The organism is Vibrio sp. TH_r3, from assembly GCF_033101115.1.
In the GTDB taxonomy this organism is placed as follows: domain Bacteria; phylum Pseudomonadota; class Gammaproteobacteria; order Enterobacterales; family Vibrionaceae; genus Vibrio.
On the sequence record NZ_JAWMPW010000004.1, the window covers coordinates 229,778 to 249,562 of the forward strand.

The following is a 19,785-nucleotide window of genomic DNA, read 5'->3' on the forward strand; positions in this document are numbered from 1 at the left end:
ATGGCGCACTACTTATTTACTCATAATCGGGCAAGTAATTGGTGTTCAGGTAGCTGATTAGTACTTGGATAACTGATTAAAGGTTAAACAATAAAAGAGAAGCGTATTTTATCGCTTCTCTTTTTTATCCACACAATAATAAATTTATAAATCAATGAGTTACAAAAGCTTCCCTTAAACAGGGTTATCGATATCAATAAACTCAACATCAAACCCATATTCTCGAGCTAACCACTCCCCTAACGCTTTCACCCCATAACGTTCGGTCGCATGATGACCCGCACTAAAAAAATGAATGTCCTGCTCTCTGGCTGAGTACGTTGTGCGTTCTGATATTTCCCCTGAAATAAAAGCATCAAGCCCTTTAGCTGCCGCTAAATCGATATAGTCTTGTCCTCCGCCAGTACACCAACCTACCGTTTTTATTGACTTGTTTACTTCTGAGGAAATGTGTAACGGTACTCGATTTAGAACAGATTCAATTTTTTGTGCAAACTCATCTGCCGAAAGCGTGGACTTTAGCGAACCATACATAGCAACAGATTGAGGCGTCGCTTCTAGGCCACCTTCAACCTCAATACCTAGTAATTGTGCAAGTTGCGCGTTGTTACCAAGTTCTGGGTGAATATCTAACGGTAAATGATAGGCGTAAAGATTAATGTCATTCTTTATGAGGGCTTTAATTCTTTCACCTTTCATTCCTCGAATCGGTTCAGGCTCGCCTTTCCAGAAGTAACCATGATGAACCAAAATAGCATCAGCATTTAAAGCTATTGCTTTCTCAATAAGAGCAATAGATGCCGTAACACCAGTCACAATTTTTTTAACTTGCGACGTTCCTTCTACTTGGAGTCCGTTTGGACAGTAATCTTTGATTAATTCAGGAGAAAGTTTTTGATTTAGCAGTGCTTCTAATTGCAAGTGATCCATTTTATGTTATACCAATATATAAAGTTAGCCTTGTTTCCAGAATACCACAGGACGTCAATAATGCAGGATAATGTCAGCAAAATAACGCAATGGATGATCGATAATCCACCAATATTACAACCTGATAAAGAACCTGCCACATGTAACCCATTTAAACAATTATCCTTGCCTAACTACCAAGAATATAACGGAAACAGTCGATTAGGTTTTATCTATCAAGAACTATGTAAACGCCTTTTTGAGCATCATTCTGATTTTTCTGTTGTCGCAGATGAAATACAACTATTTGAAGGTAAGCAAACCATCGGAGCCATTGATTTTATCCTCAAACGGCAGCAAAAAATTGAACATTGGGAAGTCGCGATTAAGTTTTATTTATTACAAGGAGGACTCTGGTATGGTCCAGATAGTCGCGATAGGTTAGATATAAAACTGGATAGAATGCTTACCCACCAACTAGAAATGTCCAAAAGTGAAGCATTTATGCAACGCTTTCCCAATTTAGCCGATATTACACCAAAACTGCTCATGCATGGACGGCTATATATCAACCCATTTGAACCCGAAACAGTGCCTCAAGAGAGCGTTGGGTACACAATCAACCCAAGTTCAATTGCCGGTAACTGGTGCTATCAACATCAACTACAGTTAGTAAATGAACCGCTATACAAACTTAAAAAGTACGATTGGATTGCCGGCACTAACGCACTAACCGAAAAACTGACAGAACTTAGCGAGTATGCCGTACATTGCCAAACATTAAGCGGTGACTTTTGGTTTGTGGTACCTGACCATTGGCCTAAGTAATCAGTTAGATAAGTATTGTGTATTCAAATTAATAAAATAGATAAATACTCTTGCTGCAAATCCAATAAAAAACCGACACTTAATAGTATCGGTTTTCAAATTTATTAACTTTAAAATCGCGGTAGATTAATGCATTTAACAGCGATAAAACTATAATCCTGCTTCTTTAAAGACTTGATTTACAATTTCTTGTGCTTCTTTTTCGATAGCTTTTAAATGCGCTTCACCTTTAAAGCTTTCACAATAAATTTTATAAATCTCTTCCGTCCCAGATGGACGAGCTGCAAACCAACCGTTTTCCGTGGTCACTTTCAATCCACCAATAGCAGCCCCATTACCAGGAGCATGAGTCAATCTTGCCGTAATACGCTCTCCTGCTAACGTTTCTGCTGAAACCATGTCAGGAGAAAGCTTAGATAAAACGCGTTTTTGCTCAGCATTAGCCACAGCAGATATACGGTTATACTCTGAAGAACCGTGTTTGGCAGCCAATTCTTCATAATATTGTTGTGGATTTTTTCCTGTCACAGCGGTAATTTCTGCACCTAACAAACACAATAAAATACCATCTTTATCAGTAGACCAAGGTGTACCGTCTTTACGTAGGAAAGAAGCACCAGCACTTTCTTCACCACCAAAGCCAAATGAACCATCGTACAAACCATCAACAAACCATTTAAAGCCAACAGGTACTTCACACAGATCTCGACCGAGATCGGCAACAACACGGTCGATTAATGCACTTGAAACCAGTGTTTTTCCTACCGCGACATTTTTCCCCCAACCGTCGCGATGGCGATAAAGGTAATCAATACATACCGCTAAATAATGATTAGGGTTCATCAGACCTTTGGGGGTAACAATACCATGACGATCGTAATCTGGGTCGTTACCAAATGCTAAATCGTAATCATCTTTTAATGCCAGTAAACTCGCCATGGCATAAGGTGAAGAACAGTCCATACGAATAGCACCATCTTTGTCCAAAGACATAAATTGGAATGATGGGTCAATCGCTTCGTTAACTAAGGTTAAATCTAAATTATAAGTTTTCGCTATTTGTCGCCAATATTCGATGCCCGATCCCCCTAATGGATCTACGCCAATTTTGATATTGGCATTTTGAATCGCTTGCATGTCAACAACATTAACTAAATCGTCAACGTAAGGTTGAACAAGGTCAACTTCAGATATAAGTTGCTTAGCTGCACCACTTGGCATGGCTTTAACACCACTCATTTCATTCGCGATCAATTCATTAGCACGATCTTCAATAGCCTGAGTTAAGTCACCTTCTGCTGGGCCACCATGTGGTGGATTATATTTAATTCCGCCATCTTGAGGTGGATTGTGAGAAGGTGTAATGACAATCCCATCGGCTTTATCATCATGTTGAAGGTTATAAGTCAAAATAGCGTGTGAAATACCAGGTGTAGGCGTAAAACCATTGTTTTCTTGAACAATCACTTTCACATCATTAGCAACCAATACTTCTATTACACTACAAAAAGCCGGTTCAGAAAGAGCGTGAGTATCCTTACCTAAAAATAAAGGCCCTGTAGTCCCCTTTTCCGCTCGAACTTCCGCTATGGCTTGTGCAATAGCAAGAATATGATTCTCATTAAACGTCTCTTTTTCTGAGCAACCACGATGACCAGACGTACCAAACGCAACACGTTTTGCGGCGTCTTCACTATCAGGCTGCAACAAATAATAACTTGATACTAATGCAGGAATATTGGTGAGATCTTGTTGTTGGGCTTTCTGCCCAGCTCGGGGATGCATTGCCATTTTGTAATCCTTTAATAACTAAAGCCTAAATAAAAAGCCTCATAACGACATCTGAGGAATCAGTTCATTATGAGGCTTATATACATTTGAATACCACAGCACAAATCAAAAATTAAATCGAACTGCACACTTTTTCTATTAAATCTTGCTGGAAGTTCATTCTGGTCATCAACTGATCAACCATTTGACGTTTTCTATTGGTGTTATTATTAGTAATAACCCAGAATGGTGTATTTGGTATAGAGCGAGGTTTGGTTGTTTTGCCACTGGCTAAAAGTACATCTTCATTATCAGCAAAGTAAACACGTGTTCGCCCTTTCACTTGAGTAGCTTCTGCAAAACTTTCATTGTTTATACGGTATAACGTAGACAAAACTTGTAAAAAACGATCTATTGCTTTGTTACTTTCTGAATATTCATCAGAGATAAGTAACATTCGCATCGCTTTCACACCATCAACTTTCTCGGCATTCCCTGCATCTTTGCTCACAACAATACCAACTGGTTCTTTGGTAGCAAGAGGCACTTTCTGCGCGCCAGTAGCTTCTGCGATTTGAGGTGAACCTTGCTTCTCTTCAGCTACAATCAGCAAACGACGCAATATATCTGACGCGCTTTCACCAATATGCTGAGTCTGACTTGCAATATAACGGTATAGATCCTCATCAACTTCAATTGTTTTCATTCGCTTTTCACAATCTCACTGTATTAATATCTGGTTGATTATACTCATTCAAACATAAGATGCGAGTTTCCAAGATCGTATTTCTGCATTTTTGGGTTGCACAGCGACATTTGGATTACTACCATGAACGTTCTTTCCCTTTTTTATCGAAAATAAATACAATGTCTGAGCTGCTCAACTATAAACTTCACGGCAAGGGGCCAACGGTAGTATTAATACACGGTCTATTTGGTAATCTAGACAATTTAGGGCTTCTGGCTCGAGAACTCGAACGCGATCATCAGGTATTGTCTATGGATTTGCGAAACCATGGTTTGTCGTTTCATTCAAATGAACATACTTATTCAGCAATGGCAGACGATGTTCAGCAGTTAATTACCTCACTAGAGTTGAAAAATATCACATTAATTGGCCATTCAATGGGTGGCAAAGTGGCAATAAAACTGGCAAGCCAATATGCAGATAATATCAATAAACTTATCGTTTTAGACATGGCGCCTGTTGCCTACATAAAACGAAAGCATGACAACGTTTTTGCTGGTCTACAAGCGGTGCAAGCGACCCAGCCACAAACTCGCGTTGCAGCGATGGAAATATTAGAACAGCACATAGAATTAGATGGTGTTAGGCAGTTTTTGGGTAAATCATTATTTCGCTCTGAAACAGGATTCAACTGGCGTTTTGATGTTAAATCTATAATGGACAATTATAATTATATTCTCGGTTGGGATCGTATTGAAAAGACTCGAGTTCCAACCTTATTTATTAAAGGTGGCGAGTCGGACTATTTAACTCAAGAACACCAACCATTGATACAAGCTCAATTCACCGATGCAAAAGCTCATGTTATCGCTAATACAGGCCATTGGTTGCATGCAGAAAAGCCACAAGAAGTGATTAGAGTGATAAGACGATTTCTCGATAAAAAATAGACTGCTAAACTGTGCTGCTTCACATTAACTTTAATGATTAACAGTGGTATAGTTCACCCACAAATTTGGTATAAAGGGCAACTATGCTTTACGAGTATTACGATTTATTGGAATCCATCGGTTTAGATCTTTTATTTGCGTCTATTTTTTTCCTCATAGGGATGGCGATAAAAGATGTACTTAAGCAGGGTAATGTTCCAGTATTTGGTCAACGTATCGTATGGATGGTTCTATTTTTAGGCTGCGCTGGATTCATTGCCAAAGGCATTATCCAAATAGCTTGGGAAGGAACTGGTTTAGGTTAACCAGAATTCGTCAAAGCTAGGCGGTAGTAACATACTGTCCATAGCGCGTTTGGCCAACATCACAAATTATCAATAGGTATACAAATATGGCAAGTGTAGGTCTCTTCTTTGGCAGTGACACCGGCAACACAGAAGCTGTCGCTAAGATGATTCAAAAACAATTGAGTAAAAAACTGGTTCACGTTCAAGACATCGCGAAAAGTAGTAAAGAAGATATCGACAACTTTGATCTTCTTATACTGGGAATACCAACTTGGTACTACGGAGAAGCACAATGTGACTGGGATGACTTTTTCCCTGAATTAGAAGACATAGATTTTTCTACTAAGCTTGTTGCTATTTTCGGTTGCGGTGATCAAGAAGATTACGCCGAATATTTCTGTGATGCGATGGGAAATATCCGCGATATCGTCGAAGCAAAAGGCGGAACTGTTTTAGGCAACTGGCCAACAGAAAGCTACGAGTTTGAAGCATCAAAAGCACTTATCGACGACGAAACATTTGTTGGTTTGTGTATTGATGAAGATCGTCAACCAGAACTGACTGATGAACGCGTATCAAACTGGGTTAAGCAAATTTACGACGAGATGTGTCTTGCTGAGCTTGAAGACTAAGCTTTGTAGTGACCCCGTTCAAATTACGATATCTCGAAAATGCCTCTTAGAGGCATTTTTTATTCGCTAAGACTGTTGTTCTTCTCTGTATTGCGGTTTTTTCCTTACATACAGTTTTCTTTGTACTTCCGCGACAATAACCCCATTATCATCTTTCACGTAAGTCATAAATTGGGGGAAACATTTTTCTCCATTGGCGGTATTGTTCAAAATGTCATCTAACATGGCCTGCGTAATTTGGAAGTCAGCATGTAAGTCAGTTTTTCCTGGTTTAATAAAATTTATACTCGCTTCTTTATCCCACACAAAATACTTATCACCAAGTATCCCCATCAACATCAAAGCGTAAACGGGATCCGTTAAAGAAAAAATACTCCCACCATATTGAGTTCTATTGGCGTTCTTATTCCACCAACGTAACTTTAGTTTGATGTTTACATTACGAAAGTCTTCACTGATATTGGTTATTGTGATGCCCGCGCCCCAAAATGGAGGCCAACTGTTAAGTGCATGCCTCACTAAATTTGGCTTATACAGCTTTGCTAACGTTTTATTCATAATCACCCTAGTGTTAACAAAATGTTATTTATAGGTTACAGTAACTGAAATTCTTAACTTATTACAATTTTTCTTGTTAAGCCCCTGACGTTTGAGGTTTAATGTTAATGAATGCTACCCTATAATGTGTAATATTGATGCTGTCGCATTTAAGAAATTAGTTCGCCTACAGGAAAAAATATGTCAGATAACAATAAAGCACTTAAAGATGCGGGATTAAAAGTAACCTTACCTCGCTTAAAAATACTTGAAGTGCTTCAACAACCACAGTGTCAACATATTAGCGCAGAGGAGTTATATAAACTGCTAATAGATCAAGGCGAAGAAATAGGCCTTGCTACGGTTTATCGTGTTTTAAACCAATTTGATGACGCAGGAATTGTCACTCGACATCATTTTGAAGGTGGAAAGTCTGTATTTGAGTTATCCACTCAACATCACCATGATCATTTAGTTTGTTTGGATTGTGGCGCAGTAATTGAGTTTTCGGATGATATGATAGAAAAACGCCAACAAGAAATTGCAGAGTCATATAACATAGAGCTGACCAATCACAGTCTCTATCTATATGGAAAATGCAGTGTTGGAAATTGTAAAGAAAATCCTGAGCTGCATAAAATTAAGTAACCGAATACTAATAGACAGTGGATACAAACTAAAACGCCTAAGGTAAATTACCCTAGGCGTTTTTATTTTCATTATTGCTTTGTACGAGTAGTAAGTTAACCTGAGCTCAGAATAAGATGGTTTTGAATTCAGGTTATTTAGTAAGCTTAATGACTAGACGCTTTGCTTTGCCCATGTATCGCGTAGCCCTACTGTACGATTAAAGACTAACGCCTCTGGCTTCGAATCTTTACTATCTGCGCAAAAATACCCAGTACGCTCAAACTGCACGCCTTGTTCTGGTAATGCGGTCAGTAAACTTGGTTCTACATAGCCATTTTTAATCAACAAAGACTCTGGATTAATTGTGGCTTTAAAATCTTCAGCAGCAGCTGGGTTGGGTACTGTAAATAAGCGATCATATAATCGAATTTCTGCAGGTAGCCCTTTATCAGCTGACACCCAATGTATCACTCCTTTTACTTTACGACCGTCTGTTGGGTTTTTACCTAGCGTTTCGGTATCGTAACTGCAAAATATAGTCGTGATATTACCTTGAGCATCTTTTTCTATTCGCTCAGCTTTAATCACGTAAGCACCGCGTAAACGAACTTCTTTACCCAATACTAGGCGTTTATATTTTTTGTTAGCTTCTTCACGGAAATCGTCTCGCTCAATCCAAATTTCACGGGTAAAAGGCACTTCACGGCTACCCATTTCAGGATTGTTTGGATGATTTGCAACATTCAGGGTTTCAATTTTATCTGCTTCAAAGTTTTCTAGCACGACCTTAATAGGATCTAACACAGCCATTGCGCGAGGTGCATTCTCATTCAAATCGTCACGAATACACGATTCAAGTGAGCTAAACTCAATCATATTTTCTTGCTTTGTTACACCTATGCGTAAACAAAACTCGCGAATAGAAGCTGCAGTAAATCCACGGCGACGTAAGCCAGAAATGGTCGGCATACGTGGATCATCCCAACCGTTGACGAGCTTTTCTGTAACCAATTGATTCAATTTACGCTTAGACATCACAGTATATTCAAGATTTAAACGGCTAAATTCGTACTGTCGAGGCTGGCAATCAATGGTAATATTGTCCAGAACCCAATCATATAAACGACGGTTATCTTGAAACTCTAACGTACAAATAGAGTGAGTTATTCCTTCTAACGCATCAGAAATACAATGGGTGAAATCGTACATTGGATAAATGCACCATTTATCGCCGGTTTGATGATGTTGAGCAAAACGGACGCGATATATAACCGGATCTCGCATCACCATAAATGGAGATGCCATATCAATTTTAGCCCGTAGACACGCGGTTCCTTCTGCAAATCCACCATCACGCATTTTTTCAAATAACGATAGGTTATCTTCAACCGTGCGATCACGATATGGGCTGTGTTTACCCGGCTCTTTTAACGTACCACGGTATTCGCGAATCTCATCAGGGCTCAGTTCATCAACATACGCCAAACCTTTATTAATAAGCTCAATCGCGTAACCATAAAGGTGATCAAAATAATTTGAAGAATAGTGGATATCTCCTGACCATTGAAAGCCTAGCCAATTCACATCATTTTTAATCGACTCTACATATTCGATGTCTTCTTTTTCTGGGTTAGTATCGTCAAATCGAAGATTACACTGACCCTGATAATCCTGAGCAATACCAAAATTCAAACAAATGGATTTAGCGTGACCGATATGCAGATAGCCATTTGGCTCTGGCGGAAATCGGGTATGTACGCTAGTGTGTTTGCCATCCGCTAAATCTTTATCGATGATTTGGCGAATAAAATTTGATGGACGAGCCTCAGCTTCAGTCATCTACGCACCCTCTAGTCTAATGTCAAAAAATAGTTTCGCTAATGATCCACGATTCACCATATTTACACAACTAAAACAGAGCATTTCTTGCCAAATTACTTATCAGTAGAATAAAAAAACCTCCCAAAAATGGGAGGTTAGTGTATGAAATGCAATTTAACGCAAATTTAACGTGTAGAAGCAGGGATATTTTTCATTTCTCCCGCAATAATTTCAGCCAACGGCCCGAGAATAACTTGTACATTATTGCTGCCAAGTTTTACTACTCCCATCGCGCCGAGTGCTTTCAATTCATTTTCATTGATAACACTCATATCATTTACTGTTAAACGTAAACGCGTAATACACGCATCAATATTCTGTAAATTCTCGTGTCCACCTAGTACAGCCAAATATTGTTTTGCTAATTCAGCGGTATCATCACTGGCAGACGAAGAACTCACTTCATTCATTTCATCGCTTTCACGGCCCGGAGTCTTGAGACCAAACTTAACGATAGCCCAACGGAATACGAAATAATAAATACCAAAGAATGCAAGTCCTTGAACAATAAGCATATACCATTTATTTGCTAATGGATTTTGTGCTGAAAGCACCATATCGACCAAACCAGCAGAAAATCCAAAACCAGCAGTCCAGTTCATGATATCTGCAATATAAAGGGACAGTCCTGTTAATGCGGCATGCAGAACATACAGTACGGGCGCTAAGAACATAAAAGAGAATTCAAGTGGCTCAGTTACGCCGGTAAAGAAAGAAGCAAAACCTGCAGCGATCATTATAGAAGCCACTCTAGTTTTGTGCTCTGGTTTAGCCGTATGATAAATAGCCAAAGCAGCACCAGGTAAACCAAACATCATAATTGGGAAGAAACCAGCCATATAGCGACCTGTTTCACCCACAACACCAACGCCAGCTTCAACGGCATTTGGTGTCCACCAGTTACCTAAATCATTGATTCCTGCCATATCAAACCAGAATACAGAGTTTAATGCATGGTGGAGACCTACTGGGATCAAGAGACGGTTAAAGAAGCCATACAAACCTGAACCAACTTCACCCAAGCCAACGATACTTTCACCAAACGAAATCAATCCACCGAAAATAATTGGCCATGCAAACATGAGAACAAAAGAGGCACCAATTGCGGCGAATGAAGTTAAGATAGGTACTAAGCGTTTACCACTGAAGAACGCCAAGGCTTTATGCAATTCAACTTGATAATAACGGTTATAAATTTCGGCAGCACCAATCCCTGATAAAATACCGACAAATTGATTACCAATCTTGTTAAAAGCAAGTGTCGAGCCTTCGTCAAGTGTCACTAGACCAATTGCTTCAACAGAACCTGCGCTACATAAAGTTGTAATAACCATATAACCAACAAAGCCCGCCAACGCAGCTGCACCATCTTTATCTTTAGACATGCCGTACGCTACACCAATAGCAAACAATACTGACATATTATCAATAATTGCCGCACCCGCTTTAATTAAAAAGGCAGCAAATGCATTATTACCCCCCCAACCTGTAGGGTCGATCCAATAACCGATACCCATTAGTATTGCGGCTGCAGGTAATGTTGCTACCGGAACCATCAATGCTTTACCTACTTTTTGAAAATATCCAAGAATATTCACTTTGCGTTCCCTCCTATAGGAAATCCATTTGGTTCGAAAGACTTATTTTATCTTTCTAATTTAGTCCTGTTCAGTTTATGTTCATAATTTTTCTTCGCAAATTAATTGAAGTTAAAATGTGACATAAATCACGTTAAACCCTCAATGCTCTCACTTTATGTTGGCTTGATCATAAAACTTATTTTATGATTAAAAATAACGACAATAAAGTACTAGTATTACTTTACTTCCAACATTTAATTAAGGTACCGAAATGAGATTGATTCCGCTTAAAACTTCAGAAAATATTGGCTTATGGTCAGCACAATATATTGTTAATCGTATCAATAAATTCAACCCTACCAAAGAAAACCCATTTGTATTAGGTTTACCAACTGGAGGATCTCCTCTTAATACATACAAGCACTTAATTGCACTTTATAAAGCAGGCGAAGTAAGTTTTGAGAACGTCGTAACATTTAATATGGACGAATATGTCGGGCTTGCAGAAGATCATCCGGAATCATATCGGACATTTATGTATAAAAACTTTTTTAATCATGTTGATATTCAAGAAAAAAACATTAATCTACTGAATGGAAACACCGCAGATCATGAGGCGGAATGCAGGCAATATGAAGAAAAAATCCGCTCATTCGGCCAAATTCATCTCTTTATGGGCGGGGTAGGAAATGATGGTCATATTGCATTCAACGAACCGGCATCTTCTTTATCTTCTAGAACACGAATTAAAACATTAACAGAAGATACACGTATCGCTAACTCTCGATTTTTCGACAATGATGTTAACCAAGTACCTAAGTACGCATTAACGATTGGTGTAGGCACTTTACTTGATTCTAAGGAAGTACTACTACTCGTCTCAGGACATAGCAAAGCGTTAGCTTTGCAAGCGGCTGTTGAAGGTTGCGTCAATCACCTTTGGACAATTTCAGCACTACAATTACATGCAAGGTCAATTATTGTCTGTGACGAAAGCGCTACTCAAGAATTAAAAGTAAAAACGGTAAAATACTTTAAAGAATTAGAAGCCGAAGAGATCCAAAACCTTAAGTAACAGGACGCTAATTATGTACGCGCTAACTAACTGTAAAATATTCACTGGTAATGAAGTGGTGCAAAACGCTTCGTTACTAATTGAAGGCGAAAACATACACTCTATCTGCTTAAACATAGATCTCCCTAAAGAGATCAAGTCTATTGACCTAAATGGCGCCAATCTAAGCGCTGGTTTTATAGATTTGCAATTGAATGGTTGTGGCGGTGTCATGTTTAATGATGATATTTCAGTTAAAACACTCGACACAATGCATCAAGCAAACCTGAAATCAGGTTGTACTAGCTTTTTACCAACATTGATTACTTCATCGGACAGTAATATGCGACAAGCAATTGATGTTCAGCGTGACTATAATGAGTTGTACCAAAACCAATCATTAGGCCTACATTTAGAAGGACCTTACCTTAATACAGAAAAAAAAGGCATCCATAACCCAGAATTTATTCGCCAAGCTGATAAAGCCATGGTTGATTATATCTGCTCTAATAGTCAGTTAGTTTCCAAAGTCACTTTGGCTCCGGAGCAAAATGACCCAAAACTCATTGAACGTTTAACAAGTGCAGGCATTGTTGTCTCTATGGGACACACTAATGCCACTTATGCGCAAGCCAAGCAAGGTATTGACGCAGGAATAAGTTTCGCTACTCATTTGTTTAATGCTATGACACCTATGCAAGGTAGAGAGCCTGGTGCGGTGGGTGCTATTTTTGATTCTCCACAAGTGTATGCGGGTATTATTGTTGATGGCTTTCATGTTGATTATGCCAATGTCCGCATAGCACATAAAATTAAAGGTAGTAAGCTCATATTAGTGACGGACGCCACAGCTCCCGCGGGTGCGGATATGGATCACTTTATTTTTGTTGGAAAGAAAGTATATTATCGTAATGGCAAGTGTGTAGATGAAAATGGCACCCTAGGTGGTTCAGCACTTACTATGATTGAAGCAGTACAGCATACGGTTGAACAGGTAGGACTAGATTTAGATGAAGCATTGAGAATGGCGACTCTTTATCCAGCCCAAGCTATAGGAGTAGATAATAAGTTAGGTCAAATTAAAGCTCAAATGGTGGCAAATCTTACCGTTTTTGATGATGATTTTAAGGTACAAGCAACCGTAGTAAACGGACAATTCCAGAAAAATTAACGCATAGTTTGCGATCAGATATAAAAGTCTTGTGAACCAAACTATGATTTGAACAATCACGATAACGAAAAAAGTGATTAGTGAACAAAAATAATTGGTGAACAAACAGTGACTGGCGGACAAATAGGTAACGTGGATCTTGTAAAGCAGCTTAACAGTGCGGCTGTTTATAGTGTCATAGACCAACAAGGTCCAATTTCTCGAATTCAGGTAGCTGATGCTAGTCAACTCGCACCAGCAAGCGTTACTAAAATAACTCGGCAGTTAATGCAAAGAGGATTAATAAAGGAAGTCGCCCAACAAGCATCGACTGGCGGACGCCGTGCCATTTCTTTGAAAACAGAAGTATCCTTGTTTCACTCGATCGCAATAAGGCTAGGACGTGATTATATCCATTTAAGTTTATTTGATTTAGGTGCGGTAGAACTTGCAAGCCATCATAGTGCCTTTATTTATGCCAACCAAACCGAACTCGAAGCGGGTCTGTTACAACATATTCAACACTTCTTAGACCAACAATCAGAAACCATTAGTCAATTGATCGCGATCGGAATTGTATTACCGGGTTTAATTAACCCAGAAGAAGGCATTGTTGACTATATTCCTAATACCGATGTCGATAATTTCGAACTTGTAGACGCGGTTAAGCGAGTATTCAATGTTGAATGTTTTATTGGTAACGACATTCGAGGTCGAGCACTAGCAGAGTATTATTTTGGAGCCAGTCAAGATGCGAGCGATTCGATACTGGTTAGTGTCCACAATGGTACCGGCGCAGGTATTATCGTCAACGGCCAAGTTTTTTTAGGATCCAATAGGAACGTTGGTGAAATTGGTCATATTCAAATAGATCCACTGGGAGAACAATGCCAATGTGGTAACTATGGATGTTTAGAAACGGTTGCCTCCAATCCAGCTATTTTGCATGGTATCAGCTCTCGCTTAAGTAAAGGTTACCCCTCCACGCTTGCTACATTAACCGCTATAACAATTAGTGATGTTTGTCAGCATGCATTGAACGACGACGAATTGGCTAAACAAAGTTTAGTCCGTGTCGGCAATGATTTGGGCAAAGCGATAGCAATAACGATAAATTTATTTAACCCACAAAAAATCGTTATTGCTGGTGATATAACTCAAGCATCGGAGTTACTTATTCCAGCCATACGCCGAAATATTGAAGCGCAGTCTCTAACACGGTTCCACACTAATTTGCCAATCGTCGTATCTGAACTGGAAAATAAACCAACCATCGGTGCATTTTCAATGATCAAACGTGCCATGCTTAATGGTGTTTTGCTGCAAAAGCTTCTAGAACAATAAGTACTAAGTTGAATTCAGAATATACAATTTTTTATAGCGACATTGTCTAAGTTATGCTTGAATAAGTAAGACTTTTATTGCAAGCATTCACTACTATCCGTAAATACCTATAATTGAGCCGGAATAATGTCACTTTTTTCGGCCTAGTTTTCACGTGCCTGCTTGTCTAAATACATGTCTGTTTCAATACACATCCGTTGAACTGCATTAGGTAAGTTCACTATTTTAGTAAATATAATTGGTATAACATCACATTGTAGGTTTGTATGGATATCCTGTTAATTACCGCCTCTTTTATCATGGGTTTTATTGCACTTAGATGCAATTTGCCACCTCTCGTGGGCTTTCTGCTTGCTGGTTTTATTTTAAAATTTTCAGGATTTGAATCTAACGAAAACATCGAACTATTATCAGATTTAGGCGTAACGTTATTACTTTTTACTATCGGACTTAAATTAGATATCAAAACACTGCTATCTAAAGAAATATGGGGAGGAGCGACATTCCATAACCTATTATCTACCGTGTTTTTCACTCTCTCGATCGTTGCATTAAAATTTATTGGAGTCACAAGTTTTAGTGCAATGACCTTAAGCCAAATACTACTGTTAAGTTTCGCTCTTTCTTTTTCAAGTACGGTATTCGCGGTAAAACATTTAGAAGAAAAAGGGGAAATGAACACCACCTATGGAACCCTCGCTATCGGTATTCTGATCATGCAGGATATTTTTGCCGTGTTGTTTCTAACCATTTCTACAGGAAAAGTACCAGAATGGTACGCTATAAGCCTATTCGCTTTACCTATGTTACGGCCATTTTTCTATCGACTATTACATTGGGTTGGTCATGGTGAAATGCTGGTGGTATTTGGCATATTTATGGCGCTAGTGGTAGGTGCTGGTTTATTTGATTTGGTCGGCCTTAAGCCCGATTTGGGAGCGTTAATTCTAGGATTATTGCTTGCAGGGCACAAGAAGTCATCTGAATTATCAAAGTCTTTATTTAACTTAAAAGAATTGTTCTTAGTCTGTTTTTTTCTTAACATAGGTTTAGCTGAATATCCCACCGTATCTGGAACAATTACCGCGCTGCTTTTGTTATTGCTCCTGCCAATAAAAGGCGCAATCTATTATTTGATATTAAATAAATTCAAATTCCGAATAAGAACAGCGTTATTAACTAGTTTATCTCTATTTAATTACAGTGAATTTGGTCTTATAGTCGGGGGGCTAGCTTTTAAAATGGGCTGGTTGCCTGGCGATATATTAGTCTCTATAGCAATAGCAGTTTCTCTTTCTTTTATGATCTCCGCACCATTAAATCGATTTGGCAATACTGTTTATCAACGCTCGTCAAAGTGGTTACAAGAACAGACACCGGAAAACCTTAATCCGATGGACCGACCTATCAAGGCGGGCACTGCTCAAATATTGATCTTAGGTATGGGAAGAATAGGAACAGGTGCTTACGATGAGTTAATAAAACGGCATGGCAATATAGTATTAGGTGTAGAGTTGCACCCTGATGCAGCAATAGAACATTGTAAAGAAGGACGAAATGTAATTTGTGGTGATGCAGTTGACCCCGATTTTTGGGAGCATATCCTTGATAATGGCAAAATACAATTAGTCTTATTCGCAATGCCGAACCATCATGGTAACGAATTAGCATTTAATCAATTAAAATCAAAATATTACACAGGAAAATCTGCAGCAATTGCTGCCTACCCTGATCAAGTAGAGACTCTTAATGAGCTTGGTGTAAACGCCGCATTCAATATATACAGCGAAGCAGGAAGTGGATTTGCTAAACACGTAATAGAACATCTTAAACCTAAATTTAAACAATAATCACCGTTAATGGGCAACATTCACTTTATCGGTGCAAAAATGAACAGCAATTAGAAATTATCCATTTAAAATCAAATATATTAAAAAAATTCTAATTGAATAAAGGTTTTGTGATTTTTATCATAATTAATGATTGCTTTTTTTAACCATAGTGGCAAATTGTGTCTATTGCAGCATCGGAACTTAACAGGGATTTATATATATGTGTTCAATATTTGGTATTTTAGACATTAAAAGCGACACCGCTACTCTGCGTCCATTAGCGCTAGAAATGTCAAAAAAACTTCGTCATCGTGGTCCAGATTGGTCTGGTATCTATACTTCAGACAACGCAATTTTAGCTCATGAGCGTTTATCAATTGTAGGTCTTAATAGTGGGGCTCAGCCGCTATATAGCCCAAACAAAAAACACATATTAGCGGTCAACGGAGAGATCTATAACCACAAAGAAATCCGAGCTAAGTACGCTGACAAATACGATTTTCAAACCGATTCTGATTGCGAAGTAATTTTAGCCCTATATCAAGAATTAGGTGCAGAAGCTCTGCTAGAAGAACTAAACGGTATATTCGCATTTATTCTTTACGATGAAGAAAAAGATAAATATCTTGTTGGTCGTGACCACATTGGCATTATTCCAATGTATCAAGGTTATGATGAGCATGGAAACTACTACATTGCTTCTGAAATGAAGGCTCTTGTTCCTGTTTGTAAAACTATTAGTGAATTCCCTCCTGGTTGTTACTATGGCTCAGATGACAGCGAACCTCAACGATACTATCAACGTGACTGGATGGAATACGATTCAGTCAAAGATAATGTATCAAGCAAAGAAGAGTTAACCAAAGCACTTGAAGATGCCGTGAAACGTCAATTAATGACTGATGTGCCTTATGGTGTTCTTCTTTCTGGTGGATTAGATTCATCTATTACTTCTGCGGTAGCAAAACGTTTTGCTGCAATGCGCATCGAAGATGATGAAAAATCAGCAGCATGGTGGCCTCAGCTTCACTCATTCGCTATTGGACTAGAAGGCGCCCCAGATCTTGTTGCAGCACGAGAAGTTGCAGACAAACTTGGTACGGTTCATCACGAAATGACTTATACCGTTCAAGAGGGTATTGATGCGATTCGTGATGTTATTTACCACATTGAAACTTATGATGTCACTACTATTCGAGCCTCAACACCAATGTTTTTGCTAGGTAGAAAAATCAAAGCCATGGGAATTAAAATGGTTCTTTCTGGAGAAGGCGCTGATGAAATATTTGGCGGTTATCTATATTTCCACAAAGCACCAAATGACAAAGAGATGCACGAAGAATTAGTGCGTAAATTATTAGCCTTAAACATGTTTGATTGTGCTCGTGCGAACAAATCTCTTGCAGCTTGGGGTGTAGAGGGTCGAGTACCATTCTTGGATAAAGAATTTATTGATGTCGCTATGCGTATCAATCCAAAAGATAAGATGTGTGGCAACGGAAAAATGGAAAAACATATTTTACGCGAGTGTTTTGAAGACTATTTACCTGATTCTATTGCATGGCGTCAGAAAGAACAGTTCTCTGATGGTGTAGGTTATAGTTGGATAGACTCATTAAAAGAACTGGCTGAAGAAAAAGTAACTGACCAACAGTTAGAAAATGCCGCGTTTAGATTCCCGTACAACACGCCATCAACCAAAGAAGGCTACATGTACCGCGAAATCTTTGAAGAGTTGTTCCCGCTGCCATCTGCAGCAGAGTGTGTACCTGGGGGGCCTTCTATTGCTTGTTCATCGGCGAAGGCTATTGAATGGGATGAGACCTTTAAAAACATGGCTGATCCTTCTGGTCGTGCTATTCAGGCAGTACATAACGATTCTTACTAAGATAAGTAGTTAATCTTTATAATCACAAACAACAAAGGGCATATTTGCCCTTTGTTGTTTTTAGTTCAGGTTAAGTAAATTCACGCCTTAAGAACCAACATATAACGAATCGTCGATGCTCATTTGATCACTCGGGTATTACTTCACCTCAATGTTACTATTGTCTACAGAAACAGGCACCGTTTGACTCATCAATGTTATCAATAAAACAGAACGTTTATCGCCGTCCGCTTCTTTATAAATAGCCTCAATGCCTTCAAATTGCCCTTGAGTAATTCTAACCTCTTGGCCTTTTTCAGGTAATTGATCTGAACGTTGAACAACTGTATTTTGCTCACATACTTTAATTTCCGCCACCAGCTGCGCATTGACTTCCAATGGAGAAGTTCCTTGACGAATAAAGTCCACAACACCTCTGCTCGAGCGTATCGTGGTAAAAGAGGGGCCTTGTTCATAATCAAACTGAACAAACATGTAAGAAGCAAATAATGGCTCAACAACTTTTTTCCTTTTTCCTCGCACCACCTTTTCAATTTCAACTACTGGGTAATAGCACTCAACACCTTGATTCTCTAGGTGCGCTTTTGCTCTTTCCAAATCACCTCTTTTGCAATAGAGAAGATACCAACGCTTCATAACTCTTGTTCTCATTTATATTATTATTTAATGGCAATCTTTTAGTTACTGATACTATTAAAAAGTCACAAACCAACACTAACTAGCGTTATTAGTTACTAATTCCATCATCATCTCAATATGATCATCATCATCATTCAAACAAGCTATATAGCGAAAATCTTCGCCGCCCGCTTGTAAAAATAGCTCTTTGCACTCTTGAGCTAATTCTTCTAGAGTCTCCAAACAATCCACTGAAAAAGCAGGCGAAATAATATCAACTCGTTTAGTACTACTAGCCAAGGCCTTTAACGTCATATCCGTATATGGCTTAAGCCACTCTTCTTTTCCAAATCTAGATTGATAACTCATGCCAATTTTATCACTATCTAATGCCAACTCTTTTGCCAACAACTGCGTTGTCTTTTCACAATGTTGCGGATAAACATCACCGTTGTTTGCATAACGTTGCGGAATACCATGGTAAGAACAAAGCAAATAATCACCTTGGCCATTTTGCTGCCAAAATTGCCTCACTTTATTTGCCAACGCTTTAATATAAAGCGGATGATCGTGATAATCATTCACTAAACTTACAGAGTATTTTCCACTTATTTTAGTTACAGCCTTATCGCAAGCGTCTTGCACCGCTCCCGTTGTTGTACCGGAATACTGTGGATAAAGCGGCAATAATATTATCTCATCGACACCACGTTGCTGTAAGTTTTCTAACCCCGTCAATAGACTTGGGCTGCCATAGGTCATACCAAGTTCAACTGGCAACTGCAACCTAGCTTCTAATTTTTTAACTTGGTTTTTAGAATGCACCAATAACGGAGATCCTCCATCCATCCAAATGCTTTGATACAATTTGGCGACTTTCGGAGCGCGAATAGGCAGGATTATTCCGTGTAATAGCGGGCACCATAGCCAACGAGTCATATCAACAACTCGGTGGTCGTGCAAAAATTGACTTAGAAACTGTTTTACTGCCGCGGATGTTGGTGCATTAGGCGTGCCCAAATTAACCAACAAAACGCCTTTATTATTGTTCAATTCCATTCAAAACTACTTATTGTCATTTAAAAATAATGCTTACCTACAGCTTATCTTGTCATGTTAACTTAGACAAAGATTTCCTACTCATGCTGTTACAATACGCATAAAAAAACCGACTACCAGCAGTCGGTTTTTTCTGTAAATTTAAATA

Annotated in this window: 18 protein-coding genes; 10 read left to right on the plus strand and 8 right to left on the minus strand. The window is 38.8% G+C overall.

Annotated features, from left to right (window positions below):
• Nucleotides 1–174 precede the first annotated feature (174 nt).
• Nucleotides 175–930: a Nif3-like dinuclear metal center hexameric protein gene (locus R3X26_RS06460; protein WP_317716401.1), complete on the minus strand. Its 756-nt coding sequence runs from the start codon at nt 928–930 to the stop codon at nt 175–177.
• A gap of 60 nt (nt 931–990) precedes the next feature.
• Between R3X26_RS06460 and R3X26_RS06465 the strand changes: the two genes are divergently transcribed.
• On the plus strand, nt 991–1,737 hold the full coding sequence (locus R3X26_RS06465) for a DUF1853 family protein (protein ID WP_317716402.1): 747 nt from the start codon (nt 991–993) through the stop codon (nt 1,735–1,737).
• A gap of 150 nt (nt 1,738–1,887) precedes the next feature.
• Here R3X26_RS06465 and pgm read toward each other — a convergent pair whose 3' ends face one another.
• A complete protein-coding gene (pgm, locus tag R3X26_RS06470) occupies nt 1,888–3,528 on the minus strand; it encodes a phosphoglucomutase (alpha-D-glucose-1,6-bisphosphate-dependent) (RefSeq protein ID WP_317716403.1) in 1,641 nt (546 codons plus the stop codon).
• Nucleotides 3,529–3,640: 112 nt separating this feature from the next.
• A complete protein-coding gene (gene seqA / locus R3X26_RS06475) occupies nt 3,641–4,213 on the minus strand; it encodes a replication initiation negative regulator SeqA (protein WP_317716404.1) in 573 nt (190 codons plus the stop codon).
• 161 nt (nt 4,214–4,374) lie between these two features.
• Between seqA and R3X26_RS06480 the strand changes: the two genes are divergently transcribed.
• The 3 genes from R3X26_RS06480 to fldA all read left to right on the plus strand — a co-directional run bounded on the left by R3X26_RS06480 (nt 4,375) and on the right by fldA (nt 6,064).
• Complete coding sequence (locus tag R3X26_RS06480) at nt 4,375–5,145, plus strand: alpha/beta fold hydrolase (RefSeq protein ID WP_317716405.1); 771 nt, start codon at nt 4,375–4,377, stop codon at nt 5,143–5,145.
• Between the two features lie 83 nt (nt 5,146–5,228).
• The gene (locus tag R3X26_RS06485) at nt 5,229–5,450 is read left to right on the plus strand and encodes a DUF2788 domain-containing protein (protein WP_317716406.1); all 222 of its coding nucleotides are present in this window, start codon (nt 5,229–5,231) and stop codon (nt 5,448–5,450) included.
• 86 nt (nt 5,451–5,536) lie between these two features.
• Nucleotides 5,537–6,064 (plus strand): flavodoxin FldA, encoded by a 528-nt coding sequence (fldA, locus tag R3X26_RS06490; protein WP_317716407.1) that lies wholly within the window; start codon nt 5,537–5,539, stop codon nt 6,062–6,064.
• 66 nt (nt 6,065–6,130) lie between these two features.
• Here the strand turns inward: fldA and R3X26_RS06495 are convergent, their stop codons facing one another.
• On the minus strand, nt 6,131–6,622 hold the full coding sequence (locus R3X26_RS06495) for a DUF4442 domain-containing protein (protein ID WP_317716408.1): 492 nt from the start codon (nt 6,620–6,622) through the stop codon (nt 6,131–6,133).
• A 180-nt stretch (nt 6,623–6,802) separates the two neighbouring features.
• Here R3X26_RS06495 and fcrX point away from each other — a divergent pair, with 180 nt between their 5' ends.
• The gene (gene fcrX / locus R3X26_RS06500; RefSeq protein ID WP_317716409.1) at nt 6,803–7,249 is read left to right on the plus strand and encodes a ferric iron uptake transcriptional regulator FcrX; all 447 of its coding nucleotides are present in this window, start codon (nt 6,803–6,805) and stop codon (nt 7,247–7,249) included.
• Nucleotides 7,250–7,402: 153 nt separating this feature from the next.
• Here fcrX and glnS read toward each other — a convergent pair whose 3' ends face one another.
• Together glnS and nagE are read right to left on the minus strand one after the other, a co-directional pair.
• Nucleotides 7,403–9,070 (minus strand): glutamine--tRNA ligase, encoded by a 1,668-nt coding sequence (gene glnS / locus R3X26_RS06505; RefSeq protein WP_317716410.1) that lies wholly within the window; start codon nt 9,068–9,070, stop codon nt 7,403–7,405.
• A gap of 167 nt (nt 9,071–9,237) precedes the next feature.
• Nucleotides 9,238–10,710: an N-acetylglucosamine-specific PTS transporter subunit IIBC gene (gene nagE / locus R3X26_RS06510; protein ID WP_317716411.1), complete on the minus strand. Its 1,473-nt coding sequence runs from the start codon at nt 10,708–10,710 to the stop codon at nt 9,238–9,240.
• Between the two features lie 253 nt (nt 10,711–10,963).
• On the opposite strand from nagE, the gene nagB reads away from it, so the two are divergent.
• The 5 genes from nagB (at nt 10,964) to asnB (ending at nt 17,960) form a co-directional block, all read left to right on the plus strand.
• The gene (gene nagB / locus R3X26_RS06515; protein ID WP_317716412.1) at nt 10,964–11,767 is read left to right on the plus strand and encodes a glucosamine-6-phosphate deaminase; all 804 of its coding nucleotides are present in this window, start codon (nt 10,964–10,966) and stop codon (nt 11,765–11,767) included.
• 13 nt (nt 11,768–11,780) lie between these two features.
• The gene (gene nagA / locus R3X26_RS06520; RefSeq protein ID WP_317716413.1) at nt 11,781–12,917 is read left to right on the plus strand and encodes an N-acetylglucosamine-6-phosphate deacetylase; all 1,137 of its coding nucleotides are present in this window, start codon (nt 11,781–11,783) and stop codon (nt 12,915–12,917) included.
• 108 nt (nt 12,918–13,025) lie between these two features.
• Entirely contained in the window at nt 13,026–14,240 is a 1,215-nt protein-coding gene (gene nagC / locus R3X26_RS06525) for a DNA-binding transcriptional regulator NagC (protein WP_317716414.1), read from the plus strand.
• A 266-nt stretch (nt 14,241–14,506) separates the two neighbouring features.
• Entirely contained in the window at nt 14,507–16,090 is a 1,584-nt protein-coding gene (locus R3X26_RS06530) for a cation:proton antiporter family protein (RefSeq protein WP_317716415.1), read from the plus strand.
• Between the two features lie 202 nt (nt 16,091–16,292).
• Nucleotides 16,293–17,960: an asparagine synthase B gene (gene asnB / locus R3X26_RS06535; protein WP_317716416.1), complete on the plus strand. Its 1,668-nt coding sequence runs from the start codon at nt 16,293–16,295 to the stop codon at nt 17,958–17,960.
• Between the two features lie 138 nt (nt 17,961–18,098).
• Here the strand turns inward: asnB and rfaH are convergent, their stop codons facing one another.
• Together rfaH and hemH are read right to left on the minus strand one after the other, a co-directional pair.
• The gene (rfaH, locus tag R3X26_RS06540) at nt 18,099–18,596 is read right to left on the minus strand and encodes a transcription/translation regulatory transformer protein RfaH (RefSeq protein ID WP_317716417.1); all 498 of its coding nucleotides are present in this window, start codon (nt 18,594–18,596) and stop codon (nt 18,099–18,101) included.
• A gap of 78 nt (nt 18,597–18,674) precedes the next feature.
• The gene (hemH, locus tag R3X26_RS06545) at nt 18,675–19,637 is read right to left on the minus strand and encodes a ferrochelatase (RefSeq protein WP_317716418.1); all 963 of its coding nucleotides are present in this window, start codon (nt 19,635–19,637) and stop codon (nt 18,675–18,677) included.
• Nucleotides 19,638–19,785: the final 148 nt, after the last annotated feature.